Source organism: Clostridium yunnanense (assembly GCF_016595795.1).
Taxonomy (GTDB): domain Bacteria; phylum Bacillota; class Clostridia; order Clostridiales; family Clostridiaceae; genus Clostridium_AR; species Clostridium_AR yunnanense.
Genome location: NZ_JAENHN010000026.1, coordinates 42,259 through 65,641, shown reverse-complemented (window position 1 = coordinate 65,641; position 23,383 = coordinate 42,259). Strand labels below are relative to the sequence as shown.

Below are 23,383 nucleotides of genomic sequence, written 5' to 3'. Positions count from 1 at the left end.
TATATTTTTTTAAAAAAGCGCATCTGCGAACCCTTGTGGATCGAATTCCTGAAGGTCTTCTACACCTTCACCAACACCAATATATCTTACTGGTATATTCAAAGAATTCTTTATTGATATAACTACACCACCCTTTGCAGTACCATCTAACTTCGTTAAGATTATGCCGTCAATAGGACAAGCTTCCATAAACTGTTTTGCTTGAATAACTGCATTTTGGCCTGTAGTTGCATCTAAAACTAAAAGAGTTTCTTTTGAAGCCTCTTCAAATTCTCTATCAATTATCCTATTAATTTTTGATAGCTCGTTCATCAGATTTTTCTTATTATGAAGTCTTCCAGCAGTATCACAGATAAGAATATCCATATTCCTAGCTTTAGTTGCTTGAATTCCGTCGTAAACAACAGCAGCAGGATCTGAACCCTCTTGATGTCTTACTATATCAACCCCAGCTCTATTACTCCAAATTTCTAATTGATCACTAGCAGCAGCTCTAAATGTATCCGCAGCAGCCAATATTACTTTTTTTCCTTCGTTTTTATATTTAGATGCTAGTTTTCCTATAGATGTTGTTTTTCCTACACCATTTACCCCAATAACTAGCATTACCTTCTGTTTTCCATTAGTTTCTTTCTCTTCTACGCCTTCGTTAAGCATATCTGCAATTACATTTTTTAAACATGGCTTAACTTCTGTAGGGTCTTTAATTTTTTCAGCTTTAATTCTAGATTTTAGTCTATCTATAATCTCTACTGTTGTATCCATACCAATATCTGATGTTATTAGTATCTCTTCAAGTTCATCATAAAGATCCTCATCAATTGTTACTGCTAAGTTTAAGACTTCAGTAATCCTATCTGTAAAGTTATCCCTAGTCTTACTAAGTCCCGATTTTAATTTTTCAAATAATCCACCAAACATAAATGCCTCCTAATTTGTTAAGTCTACTGATACAACCTTTGATACTCCTCTTTCTTCCATTGTTACTCCATACATTATATCACTAGCTTCCATTGTTCCTTTTCTGTGAGTAATAACTATAAATTGTATATTATCAGAAAACTTTTGAAGGAATTCTGAATATCTATAAACATTTGCATCATCAAGAGCAGCTTCTATCTCATCTAATATACAAAATGGTGTTGGCTTCATCTTTAATATTCCAAATAATAATGCAATTGCAGATAAAACTTTTTCTCCACCTGACATAAGATTTATATTTTGAAGTTTTTTACCCGGAGGTTGAACATTGATATCAATATTAGCAGTTAATTCATCACCATCTGATAATATCAGTTCAGCACTTCCACCTTTAAATAATTCCTTAAATGTAATATTAAAATTCTCATTTAATATTGCAAAGTTCTCCTTGAAAACTTCCTTCATTTTTGCAGTCATTTCATCAATTACTGCAAGAAGTTCAGCTCTTCCTTTTTCTAAGTCCTCTCTTTCAGTTGACATAAATTTATACTTTTCTGAAAGATCCTTATAATCTTCTATAGCACTAACATTAACTGTTCCAAGTCTGTTTATTGATGTTTTCAGTTTGTTTATTTGATTACTGTATAACGCTTCATCAAAATCCTTATGTGCCAAATCTATGGCCTCAGCATAGGTTAAACTCATTTCATCATTAAGTTTCAATAAAAGATTTTCTTTTTCAACTTCATTTTTAGCCTTTACCAATTCTGATTTATGAATTTCATCTTCTTTTATGTTAATCTCAGAAGAAAGGCTTTCAACTTTGTTCTCATGATTTCTTATAGTTTCTTTAATTTTTATTTTTTCAATATCATACTCTTTAAATTTGTTTTCTAGTCTTTCAATATTCTTATTATAAACTAGAATATTATTTCTGTTTTCATCAATAGTTTGGATACACTTGCTTTTACTTTCTAAACTCTCTTTGTTTGATTCTTCTAAAAAATTCATTCTGCTTTGGAGTTCAGTTGTTTGATTTGATAATCTTTCGACTTCTTTTTTTATACTAAGTATTGATTCATCAACTTTAGCCTTTATAACCTTTTTGCTAGTAAGCAAATCTTTCTGATTATTAGTTTTTTCATTTAACTCTTCTATTTCTTTTGATAGCTCATCGAATTGTACCCTATAAGATCTTAACTTTTCTTCTAATAATATAGATTTATTATTGCTTTCTTGAAGTTCTTTTTTATAATTATTTAACTTTGATTCACTTGTAAGTTTTTCATTTTGTGAGATCTTTATATTGTTTCTAAGTCTTAATGTGTCTTTTTCGATATTTTCTATTTCACTATCTAGTTTGGCTATCTCGATACTCTTAAAATGACTTTCATCTTTGAAATTCAAATTTGTTTCATCTAACTTCTTAATCTCATTTCTACCGTCAGAAATTAATACAACAAGTTCCTCAATAGAATTTTCAACTTTAACTAATTCTGAACTAATATCTTCTATTTCTCTTTTTCTACTAATAATACTTGTATGTTTATTATAGACACTACCACCAGTTAAAGATCCACCAGGATTAATTACTTCTCCTTGCAAAGTTACAATCTTATGCGAGTAACCACTTATTTTTGCTATATTTAAAGCACTATTCATATCTCTACTTATAATTGTTCTACCTAATACGTAATTAATAGCCTTTTCATATTTCTTGTCGAAATGTAATAACTCAGCTGCAATTCCAATATAGCCGTTTACTTCCTTAATTCTCTTATCTAACTGCAATATGTTACCTCTAATTATTGTCAGTGGTAAAAAAGTAGCTCTTCCAAGTTTTTTTTCTTTTAAATATTCTATAAGCTTTTGAGCACTCTTTTCATCTTCAGTAACAACATTGGATATAGAACTCCCTAAAGCTATTTCCATTGCAGTTTCATACTCTTTTTCAACCGATATCAGTTCACCTATAACAGAACAATTCTTTACATCACTACCTACGTAACCTTTATCAATATGCTCCATTAATATTTTGACAGCTCTATTATAACCTTCATATTGCTTTTCAAGATTTGAAAGCATAGTCTTATTAGCTTCAAGTTTACTCTTCTCTTGGTTTAGCGTTTTAAGTTTCGCATCATTCTTAGTATTTCTACTTGATAGGATACCTATGTTTTTATTATTTTCTTTTACAGCTAGTTCTAATCTCTCTATTTCATCTTTTAGTAATATTACTTTTTCTTCAAGCATAAGCTTGGTTGATATATTTATTTTCAAAGAACTTTCTAGATTTGAGCTGTTATTATGTAAATTGCTAATGGAATCTTCTAAAGTTTTTATTTGACTCATAAGCATCGTCTTATTATTTTTAAGTTCGGATGACAATTGTATGTTTTCAAATTCATCTTCTCTTAAAAACTTTATCTTATCCTCTTTAATTCTCAGTGAGTTAGATAAATCAATAAGAACATTCTCTAAACTTTTACTCTCAGTGTCGATAAAAACTTGTTCCTTAATTTTACTATTTAAATAATTAACATGTTCATTTCTTTCATTTTCAACAGAAACTATCTTCTCTGATAAATCCTTTATTTCCTTATTACTATTCTCAATATTAAATTCAATATTTTTTACTCTTTCATTAAGAATATCAATCTGCTTTTGAAGTTCACTTGAATTTTCTTTGTTTTTATAATATAGCTCTCTATCTTCTCTTGTTAGATTTTCAAGCTTTTCAAGTTCGTCACTCAAAGAAATAGCTTTATTCTTAGTTTCAGAAAGTTCTTCTTTAAGTTTAATATTCTCATTTATTAGATTTGATACTTTTTCACCTTGATTTTTGATATTTGTATCAATTTTTTCTATATGATTTACTATCAGAGAAATCTCTTTTTCACGAAGTTCATTTGAAAGTTCTAAGAAAATCTTAGCCTTTTCACTTTCCACCCTTAACGGTTCAATTCTTTCTTCATAAGTAGATAAAATATCGTTTATTCTAATTAAATTTTGCTCAGTATTATCAAGTTTTCTTTCAGCTTCATGCTTTCTACTTTTAAATTTAACAATTCCAGCTGCTTCCTCTAAAAGAGCTCGCCTTTCTTCTGGACGTCCACTTAGTATAGCTTCTATTTTACCTTGTCCAATAAGTGAATAACCTTCTTTTCCTATACCAGTATCCATAAACAAAGTTGTGATATCTTTTAATCGGCATTGAGAATTATTTATTAAATATTCAGCTTCACCTGATCTATATATTCTTCTAGTAACTGTTACATCATTGTATTCAATAGGAAGTTCTCCATCTGCATTGTCTAAAGTAAGTGAAACTTGTGCCAAGCCAACTGGCTTTCTAAACTGAGTACCGGCAAAAATGACATCTTCCATTTTACCACCTCTTAAGGTCTTAATACTCTGTTCACCTAGAACCCATCTAACAGCATCGGAAATATTGCTTTTTCCACTACCATTTGGTCCAACCACAGCTGTGACACCTCTTTTAAACTTTAATTCTGTCTTATCTGCAAATGACTTAAATCCCCTAATTTCAAGAGACTTTAGAAACATATGTCCACTCCTTATCTTCCTACAAATTGATAAAATAATCCTATTAGAAATGATGTAATAATTATTGCCATTACTATATTAGTTATTATTTTTCTTGTTTTTTTCTTCACACTGCTCACTCCTTATTCTATTTAAGTTTATAGTAAATAAAGTAAAATATCAATGGTAACGAAAAGAAAACCCTAGAGTTTGCTCTAAGGTAATTCTCTATATATCAAAGTAATATAAATTCATTTATAACCATATCTTCGCTACCTATTTTATCTATATTGAAACTATTTTGGTTTCGTTATTTGAATCAACTAGGATTTCTCCTATCTTTACTGAATCGTCAATACATACATTTATCTTTACGTTACCTAACTTACTCTTTAATTCATTAAAAAACTCTTTTTTGTTAGCATAAAGTCTAGAAATATATCTATTATTTATTCTAATGGTTACATCATTTTTATTTCCTTTAAGTAAGTTGTAAATATGCTCATTTAAGATACTGCTTTCTACGAGTTCTCTAAATGACGGATGAAATGGCCCATCAATTATGTCTCCACCTGTATTAATGTTCTCTGTAGGTTGTAACCCAACTCTAATAACATTGATATGATTTTCTATATAAAGCTTATATATCTTTTTTGCTATTGTTACAGCTTCGCTTAAAGTGTAAGGTCTATACTCTTCTCTTCTAAGCATTTCTTCCATAGGAGTATCTTTAATAACTAAGGCAGGATATATTCTACAAATATCTGGTTTCATTTCAATAGATTTCTTGGCAGTATCTAAATCTTTTTCAAAAGTATCACCAGGAAGTCCAAGCATAATTTGATGCCCTAACGTAAAACCATATTCTTTTATAAGCAACGATGCCTTCTCAACATCTTCCTTTGAATGTCCTCTTGCAGATTTTCTTAGAACTTCCTTATCAAGAGATTGAACCCCAAGCTCTATTATATCAACATCATATTCTTTTAAGTGATTTAAAATATCATTATCTATATAATCTGGCCTTGTTGATAATCTTATATAATTTATTTTTTTAGACTTCTTGTATTTGTACGCAACTTCTAAAAGTTCTTTTTGCTTCTGAATAGGTATTGCAGTAAAAGTACCACCAAAAAATGAAATTTCAACTGTTGAATTATCGATATCTATAGTTCTTAAATACTCTTCTACTGTATTCTCTACATACTGACTATCTACAATTCCTTCTTCACCAGATATCTTGTTTTGATTACAAAATACACAGTTATGCGGGCATCCTAGATGAGGTACGAAGATTGGAATTATATAATAACTTTTACTCATAGCTGCCCTCCAAAAAATTCAGAGCCTTTTTAGCAGACTGTTGCTCAGCTTCTTTTTTACTAAAGCCTTCTCCTTCACCAATAATCCTATCACCGATCACGACTTTAGTATAAAATTTTCTTCTATGCGGAGGTCCTTCGTATTTAACTAGTTCGTAATTTATATTAACCTCACCATTCTCTTGCAATTTTTCTTGAAGTTTTGTTTTAAAATCAAGAACGATTTTATCATTAATTGCATCTGCGATCACATGTTTGAAGTTTGTTATTATAAAATCCCTAGCATACTCTAATCCTTTATCCAAATATATAGCAGCCAATAAAGCCTCTAAACAGTCCGCCTGAATAGATATTCTTTCTCTTCCTCCTGTTAGTTCTTCACCTTTACTCATTCTTATAAGATCACCAAGTTCAAGAATCCTTGCAACCTCATAAAGAGAATTTTCGCATACTATTAAAGCTCTCATTTTTGTAAGTTCACCTTCGGATTTATCCTTACAATAATTGAACAAGTATTCAGATATGCAAATTTGAAGCACTGAGTCACCTAAAAACTCAAGTCTTTCGTTATATTCAACACCTTTATACTGATTTGCATATGAGCTATGAGTTAATGCAGTTTCAAGCAAATGTTTATTTTCAAAATAAATATTTAGTTTGCTTTCAATCTTTTCAATATTAAACTCGTACATTTAAAAAATTTCAACTCCTTAAGGTTTATTCTTCAGTATGTTAATCCTTTACGGCCTAATTTAAATTTATTACTTATGACATATTAACACATTCAAGAATAAACTTAATTTAAAATATAAAATCCCGCTTTAGGCGGGATATATTATTCTTCACTATGTTCTTTAAGATACTCTACTACATCGCCTACTGTAACAAAGCCTTCTGCTACATCATCAGGGATTTCCATTTCAAGTTCATCTTCTAAAGCCATAATAAGCTCAACTATATCTAGTGAATCTGCACCTAAATCTTCTATAAATGATGCCTCAAGTGTAATATCACCCTCATTCACACTAAGCTTATCAGCAATTATTCCTTTTATTCTTTCAAACATTTAATGCACCTCCAAAATTAATCTACTTAGATAATATTATATATAATCGACATCGTCAATATATCTCTAAGCATATTTATAATAAAATATTATTTTATATTAAAAATAATATTAGTTTTTATCATTAGTATTAACTTCAAGTTCAGCTTTAAGCTTTGCAAGAGTATCATTAACATAAAACATCCTTGCTTGCTTTATAGCGTTCTTAAAAGCCCTTGCATCTGAGCTTCCATGAGCTTTAATGCATATTCCATCAACACCTAAAAATGGAGCTCCTCCATATTCCTTGTAATCAAATTTATTTTTCAATGATTTTATTACAGGGAGAATAAATAACGCACCAATTTTAGTAATTATTGATGATGTAATTTCGGATTTTATAGTTCCAAGAAGATTTGAAGCAACCCCCTCATACATTTTAAGAACTGTATTCCCTACAAATCCGTCACACACAACAACATTTACATCTCCATTTGAGATATCTCTAGGCTCTATATTCCCTACAAAATTAAGATTAGAATCCTTTAAAAGAGAATAAGTCTCCTTAGTAAGTTCGTTACCTTTCTCTTCTTCTGCACCAATATTAACTAATGCAACTGTAGGATTAGATACCTTAATTACGTTCTCATAATATACTTTACCCATAATTGCAAACTGTTTTAAATATTGTGGTTTACAGTCAACATTTGCTCCAGCATCAACAACCACAAAAGGCCCATTCATTCCTGGCATAATAGGTGATAACGCAGGTCTTTCAATACCTTTAATTCTACCTATAACTAAAGTACAACCTGCAAGGAACGCTCCAGTACTTCCAGCTGAAATTACTGCATCACACTCTTTATCTTTTACAAGTTTTAAAGCTTTATTCAAACTAGAATCTTTTTTCTTTCTTAAAGCCATAACTGGATGTTCATTAGTACCAATTACTTCAGTAGCATTTATGATTTTTACTTTTAAATTGTCATATTGGTATTTACTTAACTCACTTTTTAGTTTTTCTTCAGGACCAGTAATTACAATTTCGATATCTTTAAACTCTTTTAAAGCCTCTATACACCCTTCTACTATCGCAGAAGGAGAATTGTCTCCACCCATACCATCAATAGCTATTCTCATTTTATCACCCCTTTGTAACCTATCATTCAACTTAGAATCTAATATTTTATTATTTACACATTTGATGCAGAATTAAGATATATAATCTTATAATTCTAACATGCATTATTAATAATAATCTTATACTTCAATCTCACTTACAACATTAGGATAATATGGATGTACCACTTCGTAATAAAATTTATATTTTCAAATTCCCACCTTAGAACCAGAGAGGTTTTCAAAATAAATTTCAACTGTAAGTGATACATCTTTATAGGGTTCCATTACGAAAATTCAAGTTATGCGTGTCTGAAAATCGTGGCTCCTGATGATTTTCGCAGCATGCATAACTTAATAGTTGAATTAGGAACCATATATATTAAAATCAAATAACTGATGCATGATGAAACTCAGCAAAATGACTTTAACAAAAAATAAGCTTTATATGGTTTAAAAACTTTTGTTAAATATTTTATTGCATATAAAGAAAAGAAAGTCAATTGACTTTCTTTATTGTTCTGAAGCAACTACTTCTTTACCCTTGTAATGTCCACAGCTTTTACAAACTCTGTGAGCTAATTTCATTTCATGGCATTGTGGACATTCTACAATACCAGGTATGCTTAACTTAAAAGTTTGAGCTCTTCTTGAATCTCTCTTTGCTCTGTATGTTTTTCTAGCAGGATTTCCCATAATTACACCTCCTTATTTGCTAAACAAATCATTCAATTTAGCCAATCTAATGTCAATATCAGTGTTGTCACAGCTACATTGCTTTTTGTTTAGGTTTGTTCCACATTGCTGACACAGACCTTCACAATTTTCATCGCAAAGTCTTTTTATAGGCAAGGCTGATATAATATTGTTAACAATTATTTCTGTGATATCTATTGTATCACTATCAACGAAGATAATATCATCATCTTCATCTGATAAATTATTTGTAAATCTCTCATTAACACTAATGTGTATTGGATATGAGAAGATTTCTAAGCATCTTGAACAAGAAAGTTCTAAAACTGTTTCAACATCCACATCTAACTCTAACAGCCCTTCATTGAAAGAGAACTTACCCTTCACCTTTACAGGTTCAACAGCTTTTATTGATTCACCTTCATAATTAAAGGTTCCTAGATCTAATGTAAAGTCTAAAGCCTTTACTCTTTCTCTGTTGCTAATTAAATCTGAAAATTGTAGTATCATATGTACAACTCCACTTCATGCCTAAGAATGGCACAGCCATTCTTATAGCAGAATTAGTAATCTTTACTGACAACACAATTTATTATATAAACATGACTTTTAAAAGTCAAGAAATTTATTTTTTATTTTCTAACAAGTTCCAAAGTATCCTTAGCTATCATCATTTCTTCATCAGTAGGTATTACAAACACCTTAACCTTTGAACCTTCTTTACTTACTTCAGCTATTTTGCCTCTTACGTTGTTTTTATCAGTATCTATTTCTATTCCAAGGAACTCTAAACCTTCACATGACTTTTGTCTTGTTAAAGGATCATTTTCCCCTACACCAGCAGTAAATACAACTACATCAAGGCCACCCATAGCAGCAGCATATGAGCCAATGTATTTTCTTACTCTATATTGGAATATGTCTAAAGCTAATTGAGCTCTAGCATTACCATTTGCAGCAGCTATTTCAATGTCTCTAAAATCACTGCTTACTCCTGATATACCCAATACTCCTGATTTTTTATTTAATAATTCGTTAGTTTCTTCAACTGTATAGCCAAGTTCATCCATTATAAAAGTTACTACAGCTGGATCTAGATCTCCTGTTCTAGTCCCCATTGCAATACCTTCTAATGGAGTAAATCCCATAGATGTGTCAATTGATTTACCATTCTTTATAGCAGTTAAACTTGAACCATTTCCTAAATGACAAGTTACCATCTTTAATTCTGATAAATCTTTACCCATAACTTCTGCAACCTTAGCAGATACATATTTATGAGAAGTACCATGGAAACCGTATTTTCTTATATTATGCTCTTTATATAATTCATATGGCAAAGCATATAAGAATGCCTTGTCTGGCATTGTTTGATGGAAAGCTGTATCAAAAACAACTGCCATTGGTGTGTTAGGCATTAGAGCTTTACAAGCATCTATTCCTATTAGGTTTGGTGGATTATGAAGTGGAGCAAGTTTAATGCATTCTTCTAAATACTTCATAACCTCATCATCAATAAGAACTGAACTTGAATATTTTTCACCACCGTGAACAACTCTATGTCCTACTGCAGATATTTCATCCATTGACTTTAGTACACCATTATCTTTGTCTACAAGTGCTTCTAAAACCAATTTTATTGCATCTTTGTGGTCATTCATCTTGTGTTCTATTACGTATTTGTCCATGCCTTCTACTTTTTGAGTAAGTATTGATCCTTCTATTCCTATTCTTTCAACAAGTCCTTTTGCTAAAACTTCTTCCTTACTCATATCAATTAACTGATACTTCAAAGACGAACTTCCACAATTAATTACTAATATGTTCATTTCTATTCCTCCTAAAATGATTAAAATGTTCTATTTATCTAATTGTGCTTGAACAGCAGTAAGTGCTACTACATTAACAATATCATCTGAACTACAACCTCTAGATAAGTCATTTATAGGCTTATCAAAACCTTGACAGATTGGTCCAATTGCTTCTGCATTCGCAAATCTTTGTACAAGCTTATAGCCTATATTTCCAGCTTGAAGATCTGGGAATATAAGAACATTAGCTTTACCAGCTACATCACTATTAGGTGCCTTTTGACTCGCAACTTTTTCAACTATAGCTGCATCTAATTGCATTTCTCCATCTATTGATAGATCAGGTCTTAATTCTTTTGCTTTTTCAGTTGCAGCTCTAACTTTATCTACAACCTCATGATCTGCTGATCCCATTGTTGAGAATGAAAGCATAGCAACCTTAGGCTCTATCTTACATAATTTTTTTGCTGTATCAGCTGTTGCTATTGCAATAGCTGCAAGTTGCTCTGAACTTGGGCTTGGGTTAACAGCACAGTCTGAGAATAAAAGCATTCCTTCTTCACCATATTTAGAACCTGGTACCATCATAATGAAGAAACTTGATACAACAGAAACTCCTGGTGCAGTCTTGATTATTTGAAGACCTGGTCTTAATAGATCTCCAGTAGTATGCACAGCACCTGAAACCATACCATCTGCATCTCCAACCTTCACCATCATTGTACCAAAATATAATGGATCTCTTACAATTTTCCCTGCTTTTTCAATTGTCATACCTTTACTTTTTCTAAGCTCATAAAATTCATTAATATAAACTTCAAGCTTATCTGAAGTTTCTGGATCAGCGATATTTATTCCTGTTAGATCAACACCTAAATCTGCGGCTTTACTTCTAATAACTGATTCAGATCCTACTAAAGTTACCTCTGCTAATCCATTTTCTTTAATTCTTTGAGATGCTACGAGTGTTCTCTCTTCATCTCCCTCAGGTAGCACAATTTTCTTTATATCTTTTTGTGCCATATCCCAAATTTGCTTCATAAGTTCCATGTTCATTTCTCCTTTCAGTCGAACGGATAATATCTACATATACTAATATACTCCTAAATTAGAGTAGATTTCAACACATAAAGCCAAAAACATAGTAGTTCTTATATTTGAATAATTAATAATAATCTGACATTTCATTTTTTTAATACTTTATTTATTCTATCCAATGTTTGGTGTATTATATATCTATAATTAATAAAGGATGGTTTTATTATGAATATTGTTGGAATAGTAACTGAATATAACCCTTTTCACAACGGGCATAAATTACATCTTGAACAGACTAAGAAGCTAACTAATGCTGATGGTGTAATATGTGTAATGAGCGGAAATTTTGTTCAGCGAGGACTACCTTCAATCTTAGATAAATGGACTCGAGCTCAAATTGCTGTGCTTAATGGAGTTGACTTAGTTATAGAACTCCCTACAGTATTTTCAGTATCTTCAGCTGAATTTTTTGCAAAAGGAGCTGTAGATATTTTAAACCAAACATCGGTGGTTAAGTCCATATGTTTCGGAAGTGAAGTTGGAGAAATAGATATAATTATGAAAGTAGCTAAAATATTATCATATGAATCAGATGAGTTTAAAGCATTATTACGAAATCATTTAAACCTTGGCAAATCATATGTAAAAGCACGTTCAGAAGCTTTACTAGAGTATTTTAAAAAATACGATGATTTAAATTTAAATACAGAGGAATTCGAAAACTTCTTAAATTCCTCAAATAATATTCTAGGTATAGAGTACTGCAAAAGTATAATTAAATCAGAAAGTAATATCAATCCGATAACTATTAAAAGAATAGGTTCAGAATACAATGACATAACCCTTACCAGTAGTTTTGCAAGTGCCACCGCTATAAGAGAAGAGCTTTATAAAAATTCTTCAATAGATGAACTTTATAAATACATGCCTAATACAACTATACAAATAATAAATGATATAAGGAAAAACTCAAATAACTTTCCATCAAATGATGATTTCCTTAAGTACATAAAGTATAAGATCACAACTAATCCTGATTCGTTTTCTAAGCTCCCAGATAACATGGAAGGTTTGGAAAACAAATTTATAAAAGAAATTATAAAAGCAAAATCTGCTGACGAACTTATAATGTTAGTTAAGAGTAAAAGATATGCCTATACAAGACTTTCAAGACTTATATGTCAATATTTTATAGGTTTTGAAAACTATGATATTAAGTCTTTAAGAACTTCAAAGCCAAATTATCTTAGGGTTCTTGGACTAAACAGTGTTGGCGCTCAGATAGTAAAAGAAATAAAAAAGAAATCAGAAATAAATATAATAAATAAGTTGCCAAAACAAATAAATGATTCTATGCTAGAACTTGATTTAAGAGCTTCAAATGCATATTCACTCATAAATCCAGTTATCCCAGTTAATGCAGATTATCTAATTAGTCCTTTTGTGCATAAATAAATATTAAAAGCTTTCAAAGTAATTGAAGAATAAAAATATAAAAAAGATACTATACATGAGATAAGGAGGGATCTCATGTATAGTATCTTTTTATTGCTTATCGCATCAGCTTTATTAATATTTATGCTACTAAAGCTTAATTTTAATAGGACAAGCACCTTTGTAACTTTATCATTAACAATATTAATATTCTATTTTGTAGTAAATCCAAGAAGTTGTATGGAAGCAGCTCTACAAGGCGCGCAATTATTTATAAAAGCCATATTGCCTTCTTTGTTTCCATTTATGGTTATATGCAATCTTCTTATTGCTTTTGATGGAATATCTATATATTCTAAATTATTAGGACCAATTTTATGTAGACCTCTAAGATTGAGTAAAAACTGTAGTTTCGCTATTGTTGCAAGTATGTTATGTGGTTATCCTCTTGGTGCAAAATACAGTTCCGAGCTCTATGATAATGGTTATATAGATGAACTTGAGTTCAAAAGACTTTTAAACATCGCTTCTAACGCTGGTCCATTATTCATATTAGGATCTGTAGCTAGTTCAATGCTCAACAATATTTATTATGGTTATATAATACTTGCTGCAAACTACTTGTCATTTTTTATAATTGGCTTATTTTCCAAAAGTAAAGCAAATCCTAAAAGATTAAATTTTAAACCATCACCTAAAAACCTCAATATAGGCGAAGCTTTTAAATTATCTATTAACGACGGTATAAATGGCACTCTAATGGTAGGCGGCTATGTAATTATTTTTGCTGTATTAATAGCTATAATAAAAAATAATGCTATTGCAAGCATTATTTCTAAAAGTATATCAAATATGAACTTAAATAACGAATTGTTATCAGCTTTATTCCTAGGTAGCTTAGACTTAACTAACGGATGTTATATTATAACAAGCAGTACTTTATCTATAACAATAAAATTATGCCTCATAAGCTTTTTTTGCTGCTTTGGAGGCTTTTCAATCATTGCACAAACACACGCTTTTTTTTACAAATATGATATCTCTGTAAAAAAGTATTTTATTGTTAAGTTCTTGCAAGGATTGATAGGTGTAATCGTCACATTCATTCTATGTACTATATTCATAACTACAATACCTACATTCAGCACAAATTTACCATTGGGTATTAACAACCAAATTTGGCTGCCATACTTAATATTTATGCTACTCACAATAATTTGTCTAAGTATAAAAAAATTATTTAATGCTTCTTAATTCCTTAATATTTTCTCTTATAGTAACAGCTGTTTTATTCATATCATCATTCATATTAGTTGCTAGAGTTTCTACGTTAGTCTTAATTATATTTAGAATCTCTTTTGTTTTAACTTCTATTTCTTTTTCAAGTTGACTTAATATTTCATCTGCATAATCCCGTGCACCTATTCTTATAGCCTTGGCTTCTCTTTGAGCTGAGGCTATTATTTCTTGTGCTCTAATGTTAGCTTCTTTTACAATATCATGATTTTCAACTTGCTTTTTTAGAAGATCCATAGTCTGTTTTTTTACATTTTCGTATTCTTTCTGGGCTTCTCCTAAAATTCTTTCCCTCTCAGTCATTACCCATTGTGCTTTTTTAAATTCATCTGGCAAGTAATTTATAACTTGATCTACAACTTCTAAAACTTCTTTCTTATCAACCACAACTTTTCCCGTAATAGGAACCTTAGCTGCACTTTCAACAATATCTTGAAGATATTCAAGAAGCTCAATAACATTAACCTCCATTTTGCTCACTCTTATTCCCCCTTTGTTCTACTTATAACATCAACAATTATTTCATCAGGAACTAAGCCACGTATACATCCACCAAACTTAGCAACCTGCTTTACAGCAGAACTGCTTAGATATGAATACTGTGCATTAGTCATCATAAAAACAGTTTCTACTTCTGGATCCAATTTATTATTCATTAGAGCCATCTGAAACTCGTACTCAAAGTCCGAAACAGCTCTTAATCCCTTTAATATTACAGTGGCTTTCTTTTGTCTCATAAAATCCACTAACAAACCATTAAATAGTTCAACCTTAACATTTGGAAAATCCTTTGTAACCCTCTTTATTAGATCAACTCTTTCATCGATTTTAAATAGTCCTTTTTTATCAACATTAACTAGTACTACTACTATTACTTCATCAAAAACCTTAGCCCCTCTAGAAATAATATCAAGATGTCCATTTGTTATTGGGTCAAAGCTTCCAGGGTATACGGCAATCTTCATTTTAGGCCTCCTTGTACTTATAAAAGACAACTGTTGTATTTCCATATTTTCTTTCATGTGTTATTTTAATTTTTTCACTACCTTGGTAGATTTCTTCACTTGTATCTATCTTAGTCACAATTATACCATTCGGATCCAGTAAATTCCTATCCTCTACTATCTTTATCGCATCAGGAATCATATTCTTTAGATAAGGTGGATCAATAAAAATAATATTAAACACCTTTCCCTTATCAGCCATTGAGTTCAAGGCACTATAGGCATCCATATTTAGAGAGAAACAGAACTCATCGAACTTTAAGTTTTGAATATTCTCCCTTAAAACTGGATATGTTATCGGACTTTTATCGACTAAATAACATTCTTTAGCACCTCTGCTTGCAGCTTCTAACCCTAAGCTACCTGTACCTGCAAATATATCAATTACAACAGCATCAGGAATATAAAATTGTATGCTGCTGAACATAGCTTCTTTTACTCTATCTAATGTTGGTCTTGTATCGTATGTAGGTGGTGATAATAATTTTTTCCCTTTTGCTTTTCCTGCTATTATTCTCATTTGTATGTCCTCCTAAATTAAGTGAATTTTATCATATAGATAAATAATTTTAAATATTATTTAAGTAGATAGGTACCTATCTGCAATCAAAAAATATCTTATTAAGTTTTTTTAGTTAAAGCAAATATACTTTGAGCTTCTAGAAAGATTTTTACTGATTTCTGTAATTAGCTTTACATTATTTAAATCAGAGCTTTGTAGGATTATTTTAGCTTCTTCACTGGCACACCTTAGAATCTTCATATCTTCAATTATATCTGCTAAAATCAATCCAGAATCTCCACTTTGTCTTAAGCCAAACATTTCTCCAGATCCTCTTAGCTTTAAATCTTGTTCTGCAATGTAGAATCCATCGTTACTTTCAGTCATTATCATCATTCTTTTCTTAGTAATATTATTTTTAGCATTGCCAACTAAGATACAATAAGATTGATATTGCCCTCTGCCTACTCTTCCTCTAAGCTGATGTAATTGACTTAATCCAAATCTTTCACAATTTTCAACGATCATTACACTAGCATTAGGCACATTTACTCCAACTTCAATAACCGTTGTTGATATTAATGCTTTTATATGCCCTTCTTTAAATCTATTTACAATATCTTCTTTATCCTTTGGAGCCATCTTCCCATGTAGTCTTTCGATTTTATGTTCTTTTAAAACTCCATCAACAAGGTCATTATATACCTTATCAACAGAATTTAGCTTTCCATCTTCATCCTCTTCTATTAGAGGGCAAACGACATAAACTTGTCTTCCTTTGTTAATTTCATCTAACGCCAAATTATATGCTTGATATTTTGATTCGCTTTGAAAGAACAATGTTTCAATCTTTTTTCTACCAGGAGGAAGTTCGTCAATAATAGAAACATCCAAGTCGCTATATAAATATAAAGCTAAAGTTCTAGGTATTGGAGTCGCAGTCATTACTAGAACATCTGGTTCTTTTCCTTTATTGATTAGTTTACTTCTTTGTTCTACCCCAAATCTATGCTGCTCATCAGTGACAACCAACCCTAAATTTGTAAAATTAACATCTTCCTGTATTATAGCATGAGTCCCTATTACAACAATAGGGATTCCAGAAGAAATTTTTTCTTTTATCCTAATTTTCTCTTTATTCGTTGTACTTCCTGTCAAAAGTTCGATATCTATGTCGAATTTACCAAGTAGCTTTTTTGCCTCATAAAAATGCTGCGATGCCAAAATTTCAGTTGGTGCCATCATAGCTACCTGATATCCGTTCTTATATACATTAAACATTGATATAAATGCTACAACAGTCTTACCACTTCCTACATCTCCTTGAACAAGTCTATTCATAGGACTAGAGCTTTTTTGATCAAGGAGTATCTCTCTAACAACTTTCGCTTGCGCATTAGTCAACTGGTAAGGAAGTGATTTTTTTAAGTCTGTAAGTTCCGGACACATGGTAAATTTAATACCATTATTGCCTTGTTTCAAGTGATTCTTCAACATTAAAAGCTTTACCGAATATGTAAACAACTCTTGAAATTTCAATCTAGTAATTGCTCCATTTAACTTTTCTTTTGAAGAAGGGAAATGTATATTTCTTATAGCTTCATCCAAAGAAACAAGATTATACTTTGACAATAAGTATTCGGGCAAATTTTCACCAATAACTATATTGCATAGTATACTATTAACGAGCTTTGATATAACTCCTCCTGTAATATCCCCTTTCAAAGGGTATACAGGCAGTATTTCGTTATCACTGGCATCTCTAAATACTATAGTAGGATTAACTATTTCAAAATAGCTTCCTACCTTTTTGTATTTCCCCATTAAATTATAACTTTCACCAATCTTAAAATTATTCTTTATGTACGGTTGATTAAACCATTTTGCTATAACTTTAGTATTTTCATATTTTAAAGCAATGGAGGTTATCCTCTTTCCATTTTTAGTTCTAACATCTCTTTCAAATGAAACCACCTTACAATTTATTATCTGTTTAATTTCTTCAGAAATATCATCTATATTAGGATTACCATCCACAAATTCATAATCTCTTGGAAAATAGAGAAGCAAATCTAACATAGTAAAAATACCGCATCGATTTAGCTTTTCTTCTAATTTAGGACCTACCCCTTTTAATTTTTTTATCTCGCTATATATATCCATCTTTACCACCTAAAATAAAAAAATCATTAAGTTTATCAGTCATTTTTAATTTGTTTTAATAATTATTAAAGCATTTTATATACGACTAATAATCTATTATTCTATATTTTACTTAAATTTTCATTACATTAAATTTCACTTTACTATTTATTATAGTATCAGAAATAGTAAAAAGAAAAGCGACATTGTCGCTTTTCTTATATTACATCATATGTCAATTATTATCAATATCCTGATTAACCCTAATAGACATATATATTTAAAATTTCAATAGGATTACATGTACTATTTAGCAGTTTATTATATAAATTCATCTTTAAATAAATCTATATTCACTAAGCTAGCATATGTATGAAATATTAAAATTTATTCAACAGATATTAGAAAGTAATATAATGGCTGCTCACCATTATAACATTGAACATCTATATCACTATACTTCTTTTCAAGTCTAGCAACAAATTGCTTTACTTCATTTTCATCACATTCTTTTCCATAAAATAAAGTAATAAGTTCGCTGTCTTCATCTACCATTTGGTTCAATAACTCTTCAGTAACTTCATATACATCGCCGCCAACATGCTTAATTTTACTTTCAATTAGACCTAGTATATTACCTTCTTTTATTTCTATTCCATCCATTTCAGTATCTCTTACTGCATATGTTACAGATGCTGACTTAACTAGTTCGATTGAATCATTAAGTTCTTTTATATTATCCTCAACTTCAGCTTCTGGATTAAACATCGTAATACATGTAATACCTTGAGGGATTGTTTTTGTAGGAACAACCACTATATGTTTATCAGATATTTCTGCAGCTTGATTAGCAGCCATTATAATATTTTTATTATTTGGGAATACAAAGATATGCTCTGCATTTAGTTTATCTATGCATTCAAGTATATCTAATGTACTTGGATTCATGGTTTGACCACCTTCAATTACATGGTCAACTCCTAAATCCTTAAATATATTTTTTATTCCAGCTCCCATAGCTACTGACACAAAAGCATATTTTTTCTTTTCTTCCACATCTTGTTCAACAGCTACTATATTTTCGTCTGGAACATCTTCGTATTCTTTTTCAACTAAAAGATGTCTGTGTTCTTCCCTCATATTATCAATCTTAATCTTTGATAATTCTCCCAGCTTAACTGCCTTTGAAAGAACTGCGCCAGGATCATTTGTATGAATATGAACCTTAATAACGTCTTCATATCCAACAACAATCATTGAATCTCCATAGTGTTCTATTTCATCTTTAAACTTATTGGATTTAGAGCTATCTCCCATAATTATAAATTCAGTACAATATCCGAATTTAATATCATGATCTTCCATGTTATTTGCAGCTGATACTCCTGTAACTGCTGGTTTAAAGTTTTGTATTTCTGCTTGTAGATTTTTTTCTAAAGCCTCATACATCCCTTGTAATATAATTAAAAGACCCATTCCACCAGAATCTACAACTCCTGCTTTCTTTAAAGCTGGAAGCATTTCAGGAGTTCTATCTAGCATTGTTTTACTATGATTACAAACTTGTTCCATTAGTACTGTTACATCAGTAGCAGAAGATTCTGAAGCAGCTTCAGCTGCAGCTCTTATAATAGTTAAGATTGTACCCTCTGTTGGTCTCATAACTGCCTTATAAGCTGATTTAGCGCCTTCTGATAAAGCATTGGCAAACTCAGTTGTATCCGCTTCCACTTTATTTTCTAAGCCCTTTGAAATACCTCTAAGTATTTGAGATAATATAACACCTGAATTTCCTCTCGCACCCATTAAAGCACCTTTAGCAAGTTTCTTTGAAATCTCACCTAAAGAAGCTCCTTTTAAGGGTTCAATTTCCTTAACAGCAGCTTTAAATGTCATTGACATATTAGTTCCAGTATCACCATCTGGAACAGGAAAGACATTAAGCGAATTAACATACTCGCTTTGCTCTTCCAATCTATTACTTGCATTGATCACCATATTATAAAAATTTTCACCATTTACTCTAATATAATTCATTAGTTTGCCCTCCTAAACTCTCACAGCTTGCACGTTAACAGTTATTGATGATACTTTAATTCCAGTATAATTTTCTACGTTATATCTAACTTTTTGAATTATATTATTTGCTATAACAGATATCTTTGTACCGTACTCAACCATAACGAATAGTTCTACATTTAGTTTATCTTCTTTAAAATTTATTTTAACACCTTTGCTTAAATTCTCAACTCTTATTAACTCCCAAAAACCATCAGTTGCATTTTTAGATACCATTCCAACAACACCATAGCATTCCATAGTTGAAAGTCCAACTATTTTAGCCACTACTTCATCAGAATATGATATATTTCCAAACTCATTTGATACGCCTATCATAATTAAATTCCTCCTTGCTATATTCCGTTAAATATATTCTATATTAAATAGGAAGATTATTCAATACTCTTAATTATCTCTAATATTTTGCACATATTTTGTATTTTTATCTTGCATAAATTATACATGTTGTGATAATATATTATATGTCCTATTGAAGATCACAATCTTCAGAGTTAAGGAGGTGTTGTAAATGTCAAGAAAATGCGAAATCTGCAACAAGGGTGTAATATCAGGAGTACAATACAGCCACTCACACAGACAAAGCAAGAGAAAATGGGCTCCTAACATAAAGAAAGTTAAAGCTGTAGTTAACGGAACACCAAAAACTGTTCATGTTTGTACTAGATGCTTACGTTCAGGTAAGGTTCAAAGAGCTGTCTAAGAATCTTGTGAAATGCAGTTGTAAATTAGCAATTGCATTTTTTTTTAACATTAAAAGCGTGCCTATGGCACGCTTTTTACTTTATTAAATAATATTAGTTTTTCTTATGTATGTTTCCTATCTTTTCTTATAAAAATCCTTAAAAAAACAGATAAAAATTTAGGTAACTTTATAGCTACTATCTTCATTCTAATTCCTCCCACAATTAATATAAAAGCCACCAATAAGTTGCTTTATATATAATATGCAAAAAGCAATTTATTGGTGACAAATAATTTTTCATAAATTATTAGATTTTTTATTTTATGATGTACCACTTCGTAATAAAATTTATATTTTTAAATTCTCTCACCAGAAGCCGTGAGAGTTTTAAAAATAGATTTCGGTTCGAACTGGTACATCTTTAATTGTTAGTCATTACTATAGATAACCATAACTGTGCCACTAGAAAAAGTAATTTTAATAGATTTATCTATAAATTCATTAGAAACAGTTCTTCCATCTCCAAATTCTAAGCTATAATCTTGAAGTGGATATTTTGCATCCACTATATAAAAATTTCCTACTTTCTCTCCAAAAGCTTGAAAAGATATAGTTTGTCCGTGAGATCCTTGAAGTACTGTGTCTTTAGAAACTAAAAAAATACAGTTGTTCTCATCTTTAATCATAGCCTTTATATTCAAATCTAGAGCACTCTTTAATAGCCCTATATTAGCTATAGTATGATCAAGCCTAGTACCTGTACATCCAAGTAAAACAATCTCATCTGCTCCATTTTCTATTGCATGCTTAAAAGCTAATTCACTATCTGTAAAATCCTTTTCTGGTTTAAACTTAACTATCTCAACTTCTTTAAAAGCATCAATCGCTTCATGTTTAGCAGAATCAAAATCACCTAATAGAACATTAGGGCAAACGTCATATTTATAAAAAACATTAACACCACTATCCGCAGCTATTAAATAATTTGCATCTTCAATTTCACGTAAAAACAGCTCTTTATCTGGAGCCTTTCCTCCTGCTACTATAACAGCTTTCATTATTACAGCACCCTTCTAAGCTCCATTAAATTATTTTCTATATTATCTCCATTAAAAACTGAAGAACCTGCAACTATTACATTAGCTCCAGAATCTACAACTTTCTTTATATTACTCTTATCTATCCCACCATCTACTTCTATAAGAAGTTCATGATTATATCTTTTTGATAATTCTTTTACTTGCTCAATTTTTTCTAGAGAGTAATCAATAAATTTTTGGCCACCAAAACCTGGATTAACAGACATGATAAGAACCATATCTAGTTTTGGTATAAGATGCTTGATAATGTCAACAGGTGTTGCAGGATTAAGAGATATCCCTGCCTTTATTCCCTTACTTTTTATATACGAAATGGTTCTATCAATATGTTTATCGGCTTCGTAGTGTATTGTGATTATATCAGCTCCTGTAGCTATAAATTCATCTACATACCTTGCAGGTTCTTCAACCATTAGATGAACATCAAAAACCTTTTTTGTTAAAGGTCTAATAGCCTTTATAATAGGAAATCCAAAAGATATGTTTGGAACAAAAGCTCCATCCATAACATCAATGTGGATAAATTCGGCCCCAGCCTCATCTACCCTTTTTATTTGCTCTCCTAGTTTAGTAAAATCTGCTGCTAAAATTGATGGTGAAAAAACTACCATTTAATCTTCCTCCTCATTATGTCTTCTAGTGATCTTATGTAAAATTCATATCTAAGCTTGCTTATTTTTCCTTCTTCTACTGCATCTTTAACTGCACATTTAGGTTCCTTGTAATGACTACAACCTGTAAACTTACACTGTTCATTATATTCAATAAACTCAGGGAAACAATACTTTAGGTCATCTTTTTCAATAAAATCTAAATCTAGACTTGAAAAACCAGGAGTATCTACTAAAAAACCATCCTCCACTGGAATAAGTTCGCTATGTCTAGTAGTGTGTTTTCCTCTTTTTAGCCTTTCACTTATTTCGCCAGTCTCCATATGTTCTTTGTCAGCTAAGGCATTTATAAGAGTTGATTTCCCTGCTCCTGATGGACCGCATAATACAGTTACATTGTCTGAAAGCCTGCTTCTTAAAACATCAAGTCCCAATTGTCCTTTTGCATTTATGTATAAAACTTCATATCCAAGATTATTTATGATGTTTTTTATATTTATGCTTTCTTCTTCACTACATAAATCGATTTTATTTAGACAAACAATGGCCTTTATATTATTGTGTTCACACAATACTAAAAACCTATTCAGCAAGTCAAAATTTATATCTGGATTCTTTATAGCAAAAACTACATATGCCTGAGTAACATTTGAGACAGTAGGTCTTATAAGCTCAGAAGTTCTTTCGTGTATAGAGTTAATTACGCCTTTACCATTAGTAACTTCTATCTCAACCTTATCACCTACCATGGGCTTCAGATCATTATGCCTAAATATGCCTCTTGCCTTACATTCAATTATTCCTTCTTCTGTCTTTATGTAATAAAAACCACCAATGCCTTTAATTATTGTACCTGTCATAGTACCTCCCAAAAAATATATTCTATAAATATAATAAACACTTTTTCGATAAAAATGCAATGGTGCCAGCATATACTGGCACCATTTTTTACTGTATATGAAAATATAAAATTATCAACTTATCTAAACCTATATACTTCAATAGTTTTATAAGCCTTTTATGTTCACACAG

The 23,383-nt window shown here is 30.7% G+C and carries 23 protein-coding genes; 3 read left to right on the top strand and 20 right to left on the bottom strand.

Annotated elements, in window-relative coordinates; all coding sequences use genetic code 11:
• Positions 1-9: 9 nt before the first annotated feature.
• The 10 genes from ftsY to pta all read right to left on the bottom strand — a co-directional run bounded on the left by ftsY (position 10) and on the right by pta (position 11,510).
• Positions 10-921, bottom strand: a complete 912-nt coding sequence (gene ftsY, locus JHL18_RS08320) for a signal recognition particle-docking protein FtsY (RefSeq protein WP_200268049.1) — start codon at positions 919-921, stop codon at positions 10-12.
• Positions 922-930: 9 nt separating this feature from the next.
• Positions 931-4,488: a chromosome segregation protein SMC gene (gene smc / locus JHL18_RS08315; RefSeq protein WP_200268047.1), complete on the bottom strand. Its 3,558-nt coding sequence runs from the start codon at positions 4,486-4,488 to the stop codon at positions 931-933.
• A 264-nt stretch (positions 4,489-4,752) separates the two neighbouring features.
• Positions 4,753-5,790 carry an elongator complex protein 3 gene (locus JHL18_RS08310; RefSeq protein ID WP_200268045.1) on the bottom strand — a complete coding sequence of 346 codons (1,038 nt, stop codon included), beginning with the start codon at positions 5,788-5,790 and terminating at the stop codon, positions 4,753-4,755.
• The gene (gene rnc, locus JHL18_RS08305; protein WP_200268043.1) at positions 5,783-6,481 is read right to left on the bottom strand and encodes a ribonuclease III; all 699 of its coding nucleotides are present in this window, start codon (positions 6,479-6,481) and stop codon (positions 5,783-5,785) included. The genes JHL18_RS08310 and rnc overlap by 8 nt, the downstream gene beginning before the upstream one ends.
• Positions 6,482-6,624: 143 nt before the next feature.
• On the bottom strand, positions 6,625-6,855 hold the full coding sequence (gene acpP / locus JHL18_RS08300) for an acyl carrier protein (protein ID WP_200268041.1): 231 nt from the start codon (positions 6,853-6,855) through the stop codon (positions 6,625-6,627).
• Positions 6,856-6,966: 111 nt separating this feature from the next.
• Complete coding sequence (plsX, locus tag JHL18_RS08295) at positions 6,967-7,974, bottom strand: phosphate acyltransferase PlsX (RefSeq protein ID WP_200268039.1); 1,008 nt, start codon at positions 7,972-7,974, stop codon at positions 6,967-6,969.
• Positions 7,975-8,466: 492 nt separating this feature from the next.
• Positions 8,467-8,649 (bottom strand): 50S ribosomal protein L32, encoded by a 183-nt coding sequence (gene rpmF, locus JHL18_RS08290; protein WP_200268037.1) that lies wholly within the window; start codon positions 8,647-8,649, stop codon positions 8,467-8,469.
• 12 nt (positions 8,650-8,661) lie between these two features.
• Positions 8,662-9,159 carry a YceD family protein gene (locus JHL18_RS08285; RefSeq protein ID WP_200268035.1) on the bottom strand — a complete coding sequence of 166 codons (498 nt, stop codon included), beginning with the start codon at positions 9,157-9,159 and terminating at the stop codon, positions 8,662-8,664.
• A gap of 122 nt (positions 9,160-9,281) precedes the next feature.
• A complete protein-coding gene (locus JHL18_RS08280; protein ID WP_200268033.1) occupies positions 9,282-10,478 on the bottom strand; it encodes an acetate/propionate family kinase in 1,197 nt (398 codons plus the stop codon).
• Positions 10,479-10,508: 30 nt separating this feature from the next.
• Positions 10,509-11,510, bottom strand: coding sequence for a phosphate acetyltransferase (pta, locus tag JHL18_RS08275; protein WP_200268031.1), 1,002 nt, complete (start codon positions 11,508-11,510; stop codon positions 10,509-10,511).
• A 213-nt stretch (positions 11,511-11,723) separates the two neighbouring features.
• Here pta and JHL18_RS08270 point away from each other — a divergent pair, with 213 nt between their 5' ends.
• Positions 11,724-12,953, top strand: a complete 1,230-nt coding sequence (locus JHL18_RS08270; protein ID WP_200268029.1) for a nucleotidyltransferase — start codon at positions 11,724-11,726, stop codon at positions 12,951-12,953.
• Positions 12,954-13,028: 75 nt separating this feature from the next.
• On the top strand, positions 13,029-14,186 hold the full coding sequence (gene ylbJ, locus JHL18_RS08265; protein ID WP_200268027.1) for a sporulation integral membrane protein YlbJ: 1,158 nt from the start codon (positions 13,029-13,031) through the stop codon (positions 14,184-14,186).
• Here ylbJ and JHL18_RS08260 read toward each other — a convergent pair.
• From JHL18_RS08260 to JHL18_RS08235, 6 genes are all read right to left on the bottom strand, one after another.
• Complete coding sequence (locus JHL18_RS08260; RefSeq protein ID WP_420839214.1) at positions 14,169-14,708, bottom strand: ATP synthase subunit B family protein; 540 nt, start codon at positions 14,706-14,708, stop codon at positions 14,169-14,171. The two genes, ylbJ and JHL18_RS08260, sit on opposite strands and share 18 nt — an antisense overlap.
• 2 nt (positions 14,709-14,710) lie before the next feature.
• Positions 14,711-15,193, bottom strand: coding sequence for a pantetheine-phosphate adenylyltransferase (coaD, locus tag JHL18_RS08255; protein WP_200268025.1), 483 nt, complete (start codon positions 15,191-15,193; stop codon positions 14,711-14,713).
• Position 15,194: 1 nt separating this feature from the next.
• Positions 15,195-15,752 (bottom strand): 16S rRNA (guanine(966)-N(2))-methyltransferase RsmD, encoded by a 558-nt coding sequence (gene rsmD, locus JHL18_RS08250; RefSeq protein WP_200268023.1) that lies wholly within the window; start codon positions 15,750-15,752, stop codon positions 15,195-15,197.
• Positions 15,753-15,863: 111 nt separating this feature from the next.
• Positions 15,864-17,897 carry an ATP-dependent DNA helicase RecG gene (gene recG / locus JHL18_RS08245; RefSeq protein ID WP_200268022.1) on the bottom strand — a complete coding sequence of 678 codons (2,034 nt, stop codon included), beginning with the start codon at positions 17,895-17,897 and terminating at the stop codon, positions 15,864-15,866.
• A gap of 366 nt (positions 17,898-18,263) precedes the next feature.
• A complete protein-coding gene (locus tag JHL18_RS08240; RefSeq protein WP_200268021.1) occupies positions 18,264-19,913 on the bottom strand; it encodes a DAK2 domain-containing protein in 1,650 nt (549 codons plus the stop codon).
• A 12-nt stretch (positions 19,914-19,925) separates the two neighbouring features.
• Complete coding sequence (locus JHL18_RS08235) at positions 19,926-20,273, bottom strand: Asp23/Gls24 family envelope stress response protein (protein ID WP_200267995.1); 348 nt, start codon at positions 20,271-20,273, stop codon at positions 19,926-19,928.
• A gap of 193 nt (positions 20,274-20,466) precedes the next feature.
• Between JHL18_RS08235 and rpmB the strand changes: the two genes are divergently transcribed.
• Entirely contained in the window at positions 20,467-20,658 is a 192-nt protein-coding gene (rpmB, locus tag JHL18_RS08230; protein ID WP_128213979.1) for a 50S ribosomal protein L28, read from the top strand.
• Between the two features lie 104 nt (positions 20,659-20,762).
• On the opposite strand, the gene spoVM is transcribed toward rpmB, so the two are convergent.
• The 4 genes from spoVM to rsgA all read right to left on the bottom strand — a co-directional run bounded on the left by spoVM (position 20,763) and on the right by rsgA (position 23,211).
• Complete coding sequence (gene spoVM / locus JHL18_RS26565; protein WP_420839215.1) at positions 20,763-20,846, bottom strand: stage V sporulation protein SpoVM; 84 nt, start codon at positions 20,844-20,846, stop codon at positions 20,763-20,765.
• Between the two features lie 222 nt (positions 20,847-21,068).
• The gene (locus tag JHL18_RS08220) at positions 21,069-21,698 is read right to left on the bottom strand and encodes a thiamine diphosphokinase (RefSeq protein ID WP_200267991.1); all 630 of its coding nucleotides are present in this window, start codon (positions 21,696-21,698) and stop codon (positions 21,069-21,071) included.
• Between the two features lie 2 nt (positions 21,699-21,700).
• Complete coding sequence (gene rpe / locus JHL18_RS08215) at positions 21,701-22,351, bottom strand: ribulose-phosphate 3-epimerase (RefSeq protein ID WP_200267989.1); 651 nt, start codon at positions 22,349-22,351, stop codon at positions 21,701-21,703.
• Positions 22,345-23,211 (bottom strand): ribosome small subunit-dependent GTPase A, encoded by an 867-nt coding sequence (gene rsgA / locus JHL18_RS08210; RefSeq protein WP_200267987.1) that lies wholly within the window; start codon positions 23,209-23,211, stop codon positions 22,345-22,347. Before rsgA ends, rpe begins: the two co-directional genes overlap by 7 nt.
• Between the last annotated feature and the right edge of the window lie 172 nt (positions 23,212-23,383).

Coding starts and splice junctions, on each gene's coding strand:
- rpe (WP_200267989.1), bottom strand. CDS start 22,351: ATGGTAGTTTTTTCACCATCAATTTTAGCAGCAGATTTTACTAAACTA.
- JHL18_RS08270 (WP_200268029.1), top strand. CDS start 11,724: ATGAATATTGTTGGAATAGTAACTGAATATAACCCTTTTCACAACGGG.
- rpmB (WP_128213979.1), top strand. CDS start 20,467: ATGTCAAGAAAATGCGAAATCTGCAACAAGGGTGTAATATCAGGAGTA.
- JHL18_RS08285 (WP_200268035.1), bottom strand. CDS start 9,159: ATGATACTACAATTTTCAGATTTAATTAGCAACAGAGAAAGAGTAAAG.
- JHL18_RS08235 (WP_200267995.1), bottom strand. CDS start 20,273: ATGATAGGCGTATCAAATGAGTTTGGAAATATATCATATTCTGATGAA.
- coaD (WP_200268025.1), bottom strand. CDS start 15,193: ATGAAGATTGCCGTATACCCTGGAAGCTTTGACCCAATAACAAATGGA.
- rsmD (WP_200268023.1), bottom strand. CDS start 15,752: ATGAGAATAATAGCAGGAAAAGCAAAAGGGAAAAAATTATTATCACCA.
- recG (WP_200268022.1), bottom strand. CDS start 17,897: ATGGATATATATAGCGAGATAAAAAAATTAAAAGGGGTAGGTCCTAAA.
- pta (WP_200268031.1), bottom strand. CDS start 11,510: ATGGAACTTATGAAGCAAATTTGGGATATGGCACAAAAAGATATAAAG.
- acpP (WP_200268041.1), bottom strand. CDS start 6,855: ATGTTTGAAAGAATAAAAGGAATAATTGCTGATAAGCTTAGTGTGAAT.
- rsgA (WP_200267987.1), bottom strand. CDS start 23,211: ATGACAGGTACAATAATTAAAGGCATTGGTGGTTTTTATTACATAAAG.
- smc (WP_200268047.1), bottom strand. CDS start 4,488: ATGTTTCTAAAGTCTCTTGAAATTAGGGGATTTAAGTCATTTGCAGAT.
- ftsY (WP_200268049.1), bottom strand. CDS start 921: ATGTTTGGTGGATTATTTGAAAAATTAAAATCGGGACTTAGTAAGACT.
- JHL18_RS08280 (WP_200268033.1), bottom strand. CDS start 10,478: ATGAACATATTAGTAATTAATTGTGGAAGTTCGTCTTTGAAGTATCAG.
- ylbJ (WP_200268027.1), top strand. CDS start 13,029: ATGTATAGTATCTTTTTATTGCTTATCGCATCAGCTTTATTAATATTT.
- plsX (WP_200268039.1), bottom strand. CDS start 7,974: ATGAGAATAGCTATTGATGGTATGGGTGGAGACAATTCTCCTTCTGCG.
- JHL18_RS08310 (WP_200268045.1), bottom strand. CDS start 5,790: ATGAGTAAAAGTTATTATATAATTCCAATCTTCGTACCTCATCTAGGA.
- rnc (WP_200268043.1), bottom strand. CDS start 6,481: ATGTACGAGTTTAATATTGAAAAGATTGAAAGCAAACTAAATATTTAT.
- rpmF (WP_200268037.1), bottom strand. CDS start 8,649: ATGGGAAATCCTGCTAGAAAAACATACAGAGCAAAGAGAGATTCAAGA.
- JHL18_RS08220 (WP_200267991.1), bottom strand. CDS start 21,698: ATGAAAGCTGTTATAGTAGCAGGAGGAAAGGCTCCAGATAAAGAGCTG.
- JHL18_RS08240 (WP_200268021.1), bottom strand. CDS start 19,913: ATGAATTATATTAGAGTAAATGGTGAAAATTTTTATAATATGGTGATC.
- spoVM (WP_420839215.1), bottom strand. CDS start 20,846: ATGAAGATAGTAGCTATAAAGTTACCTAAATTTTTATCTGTTTTTTTA.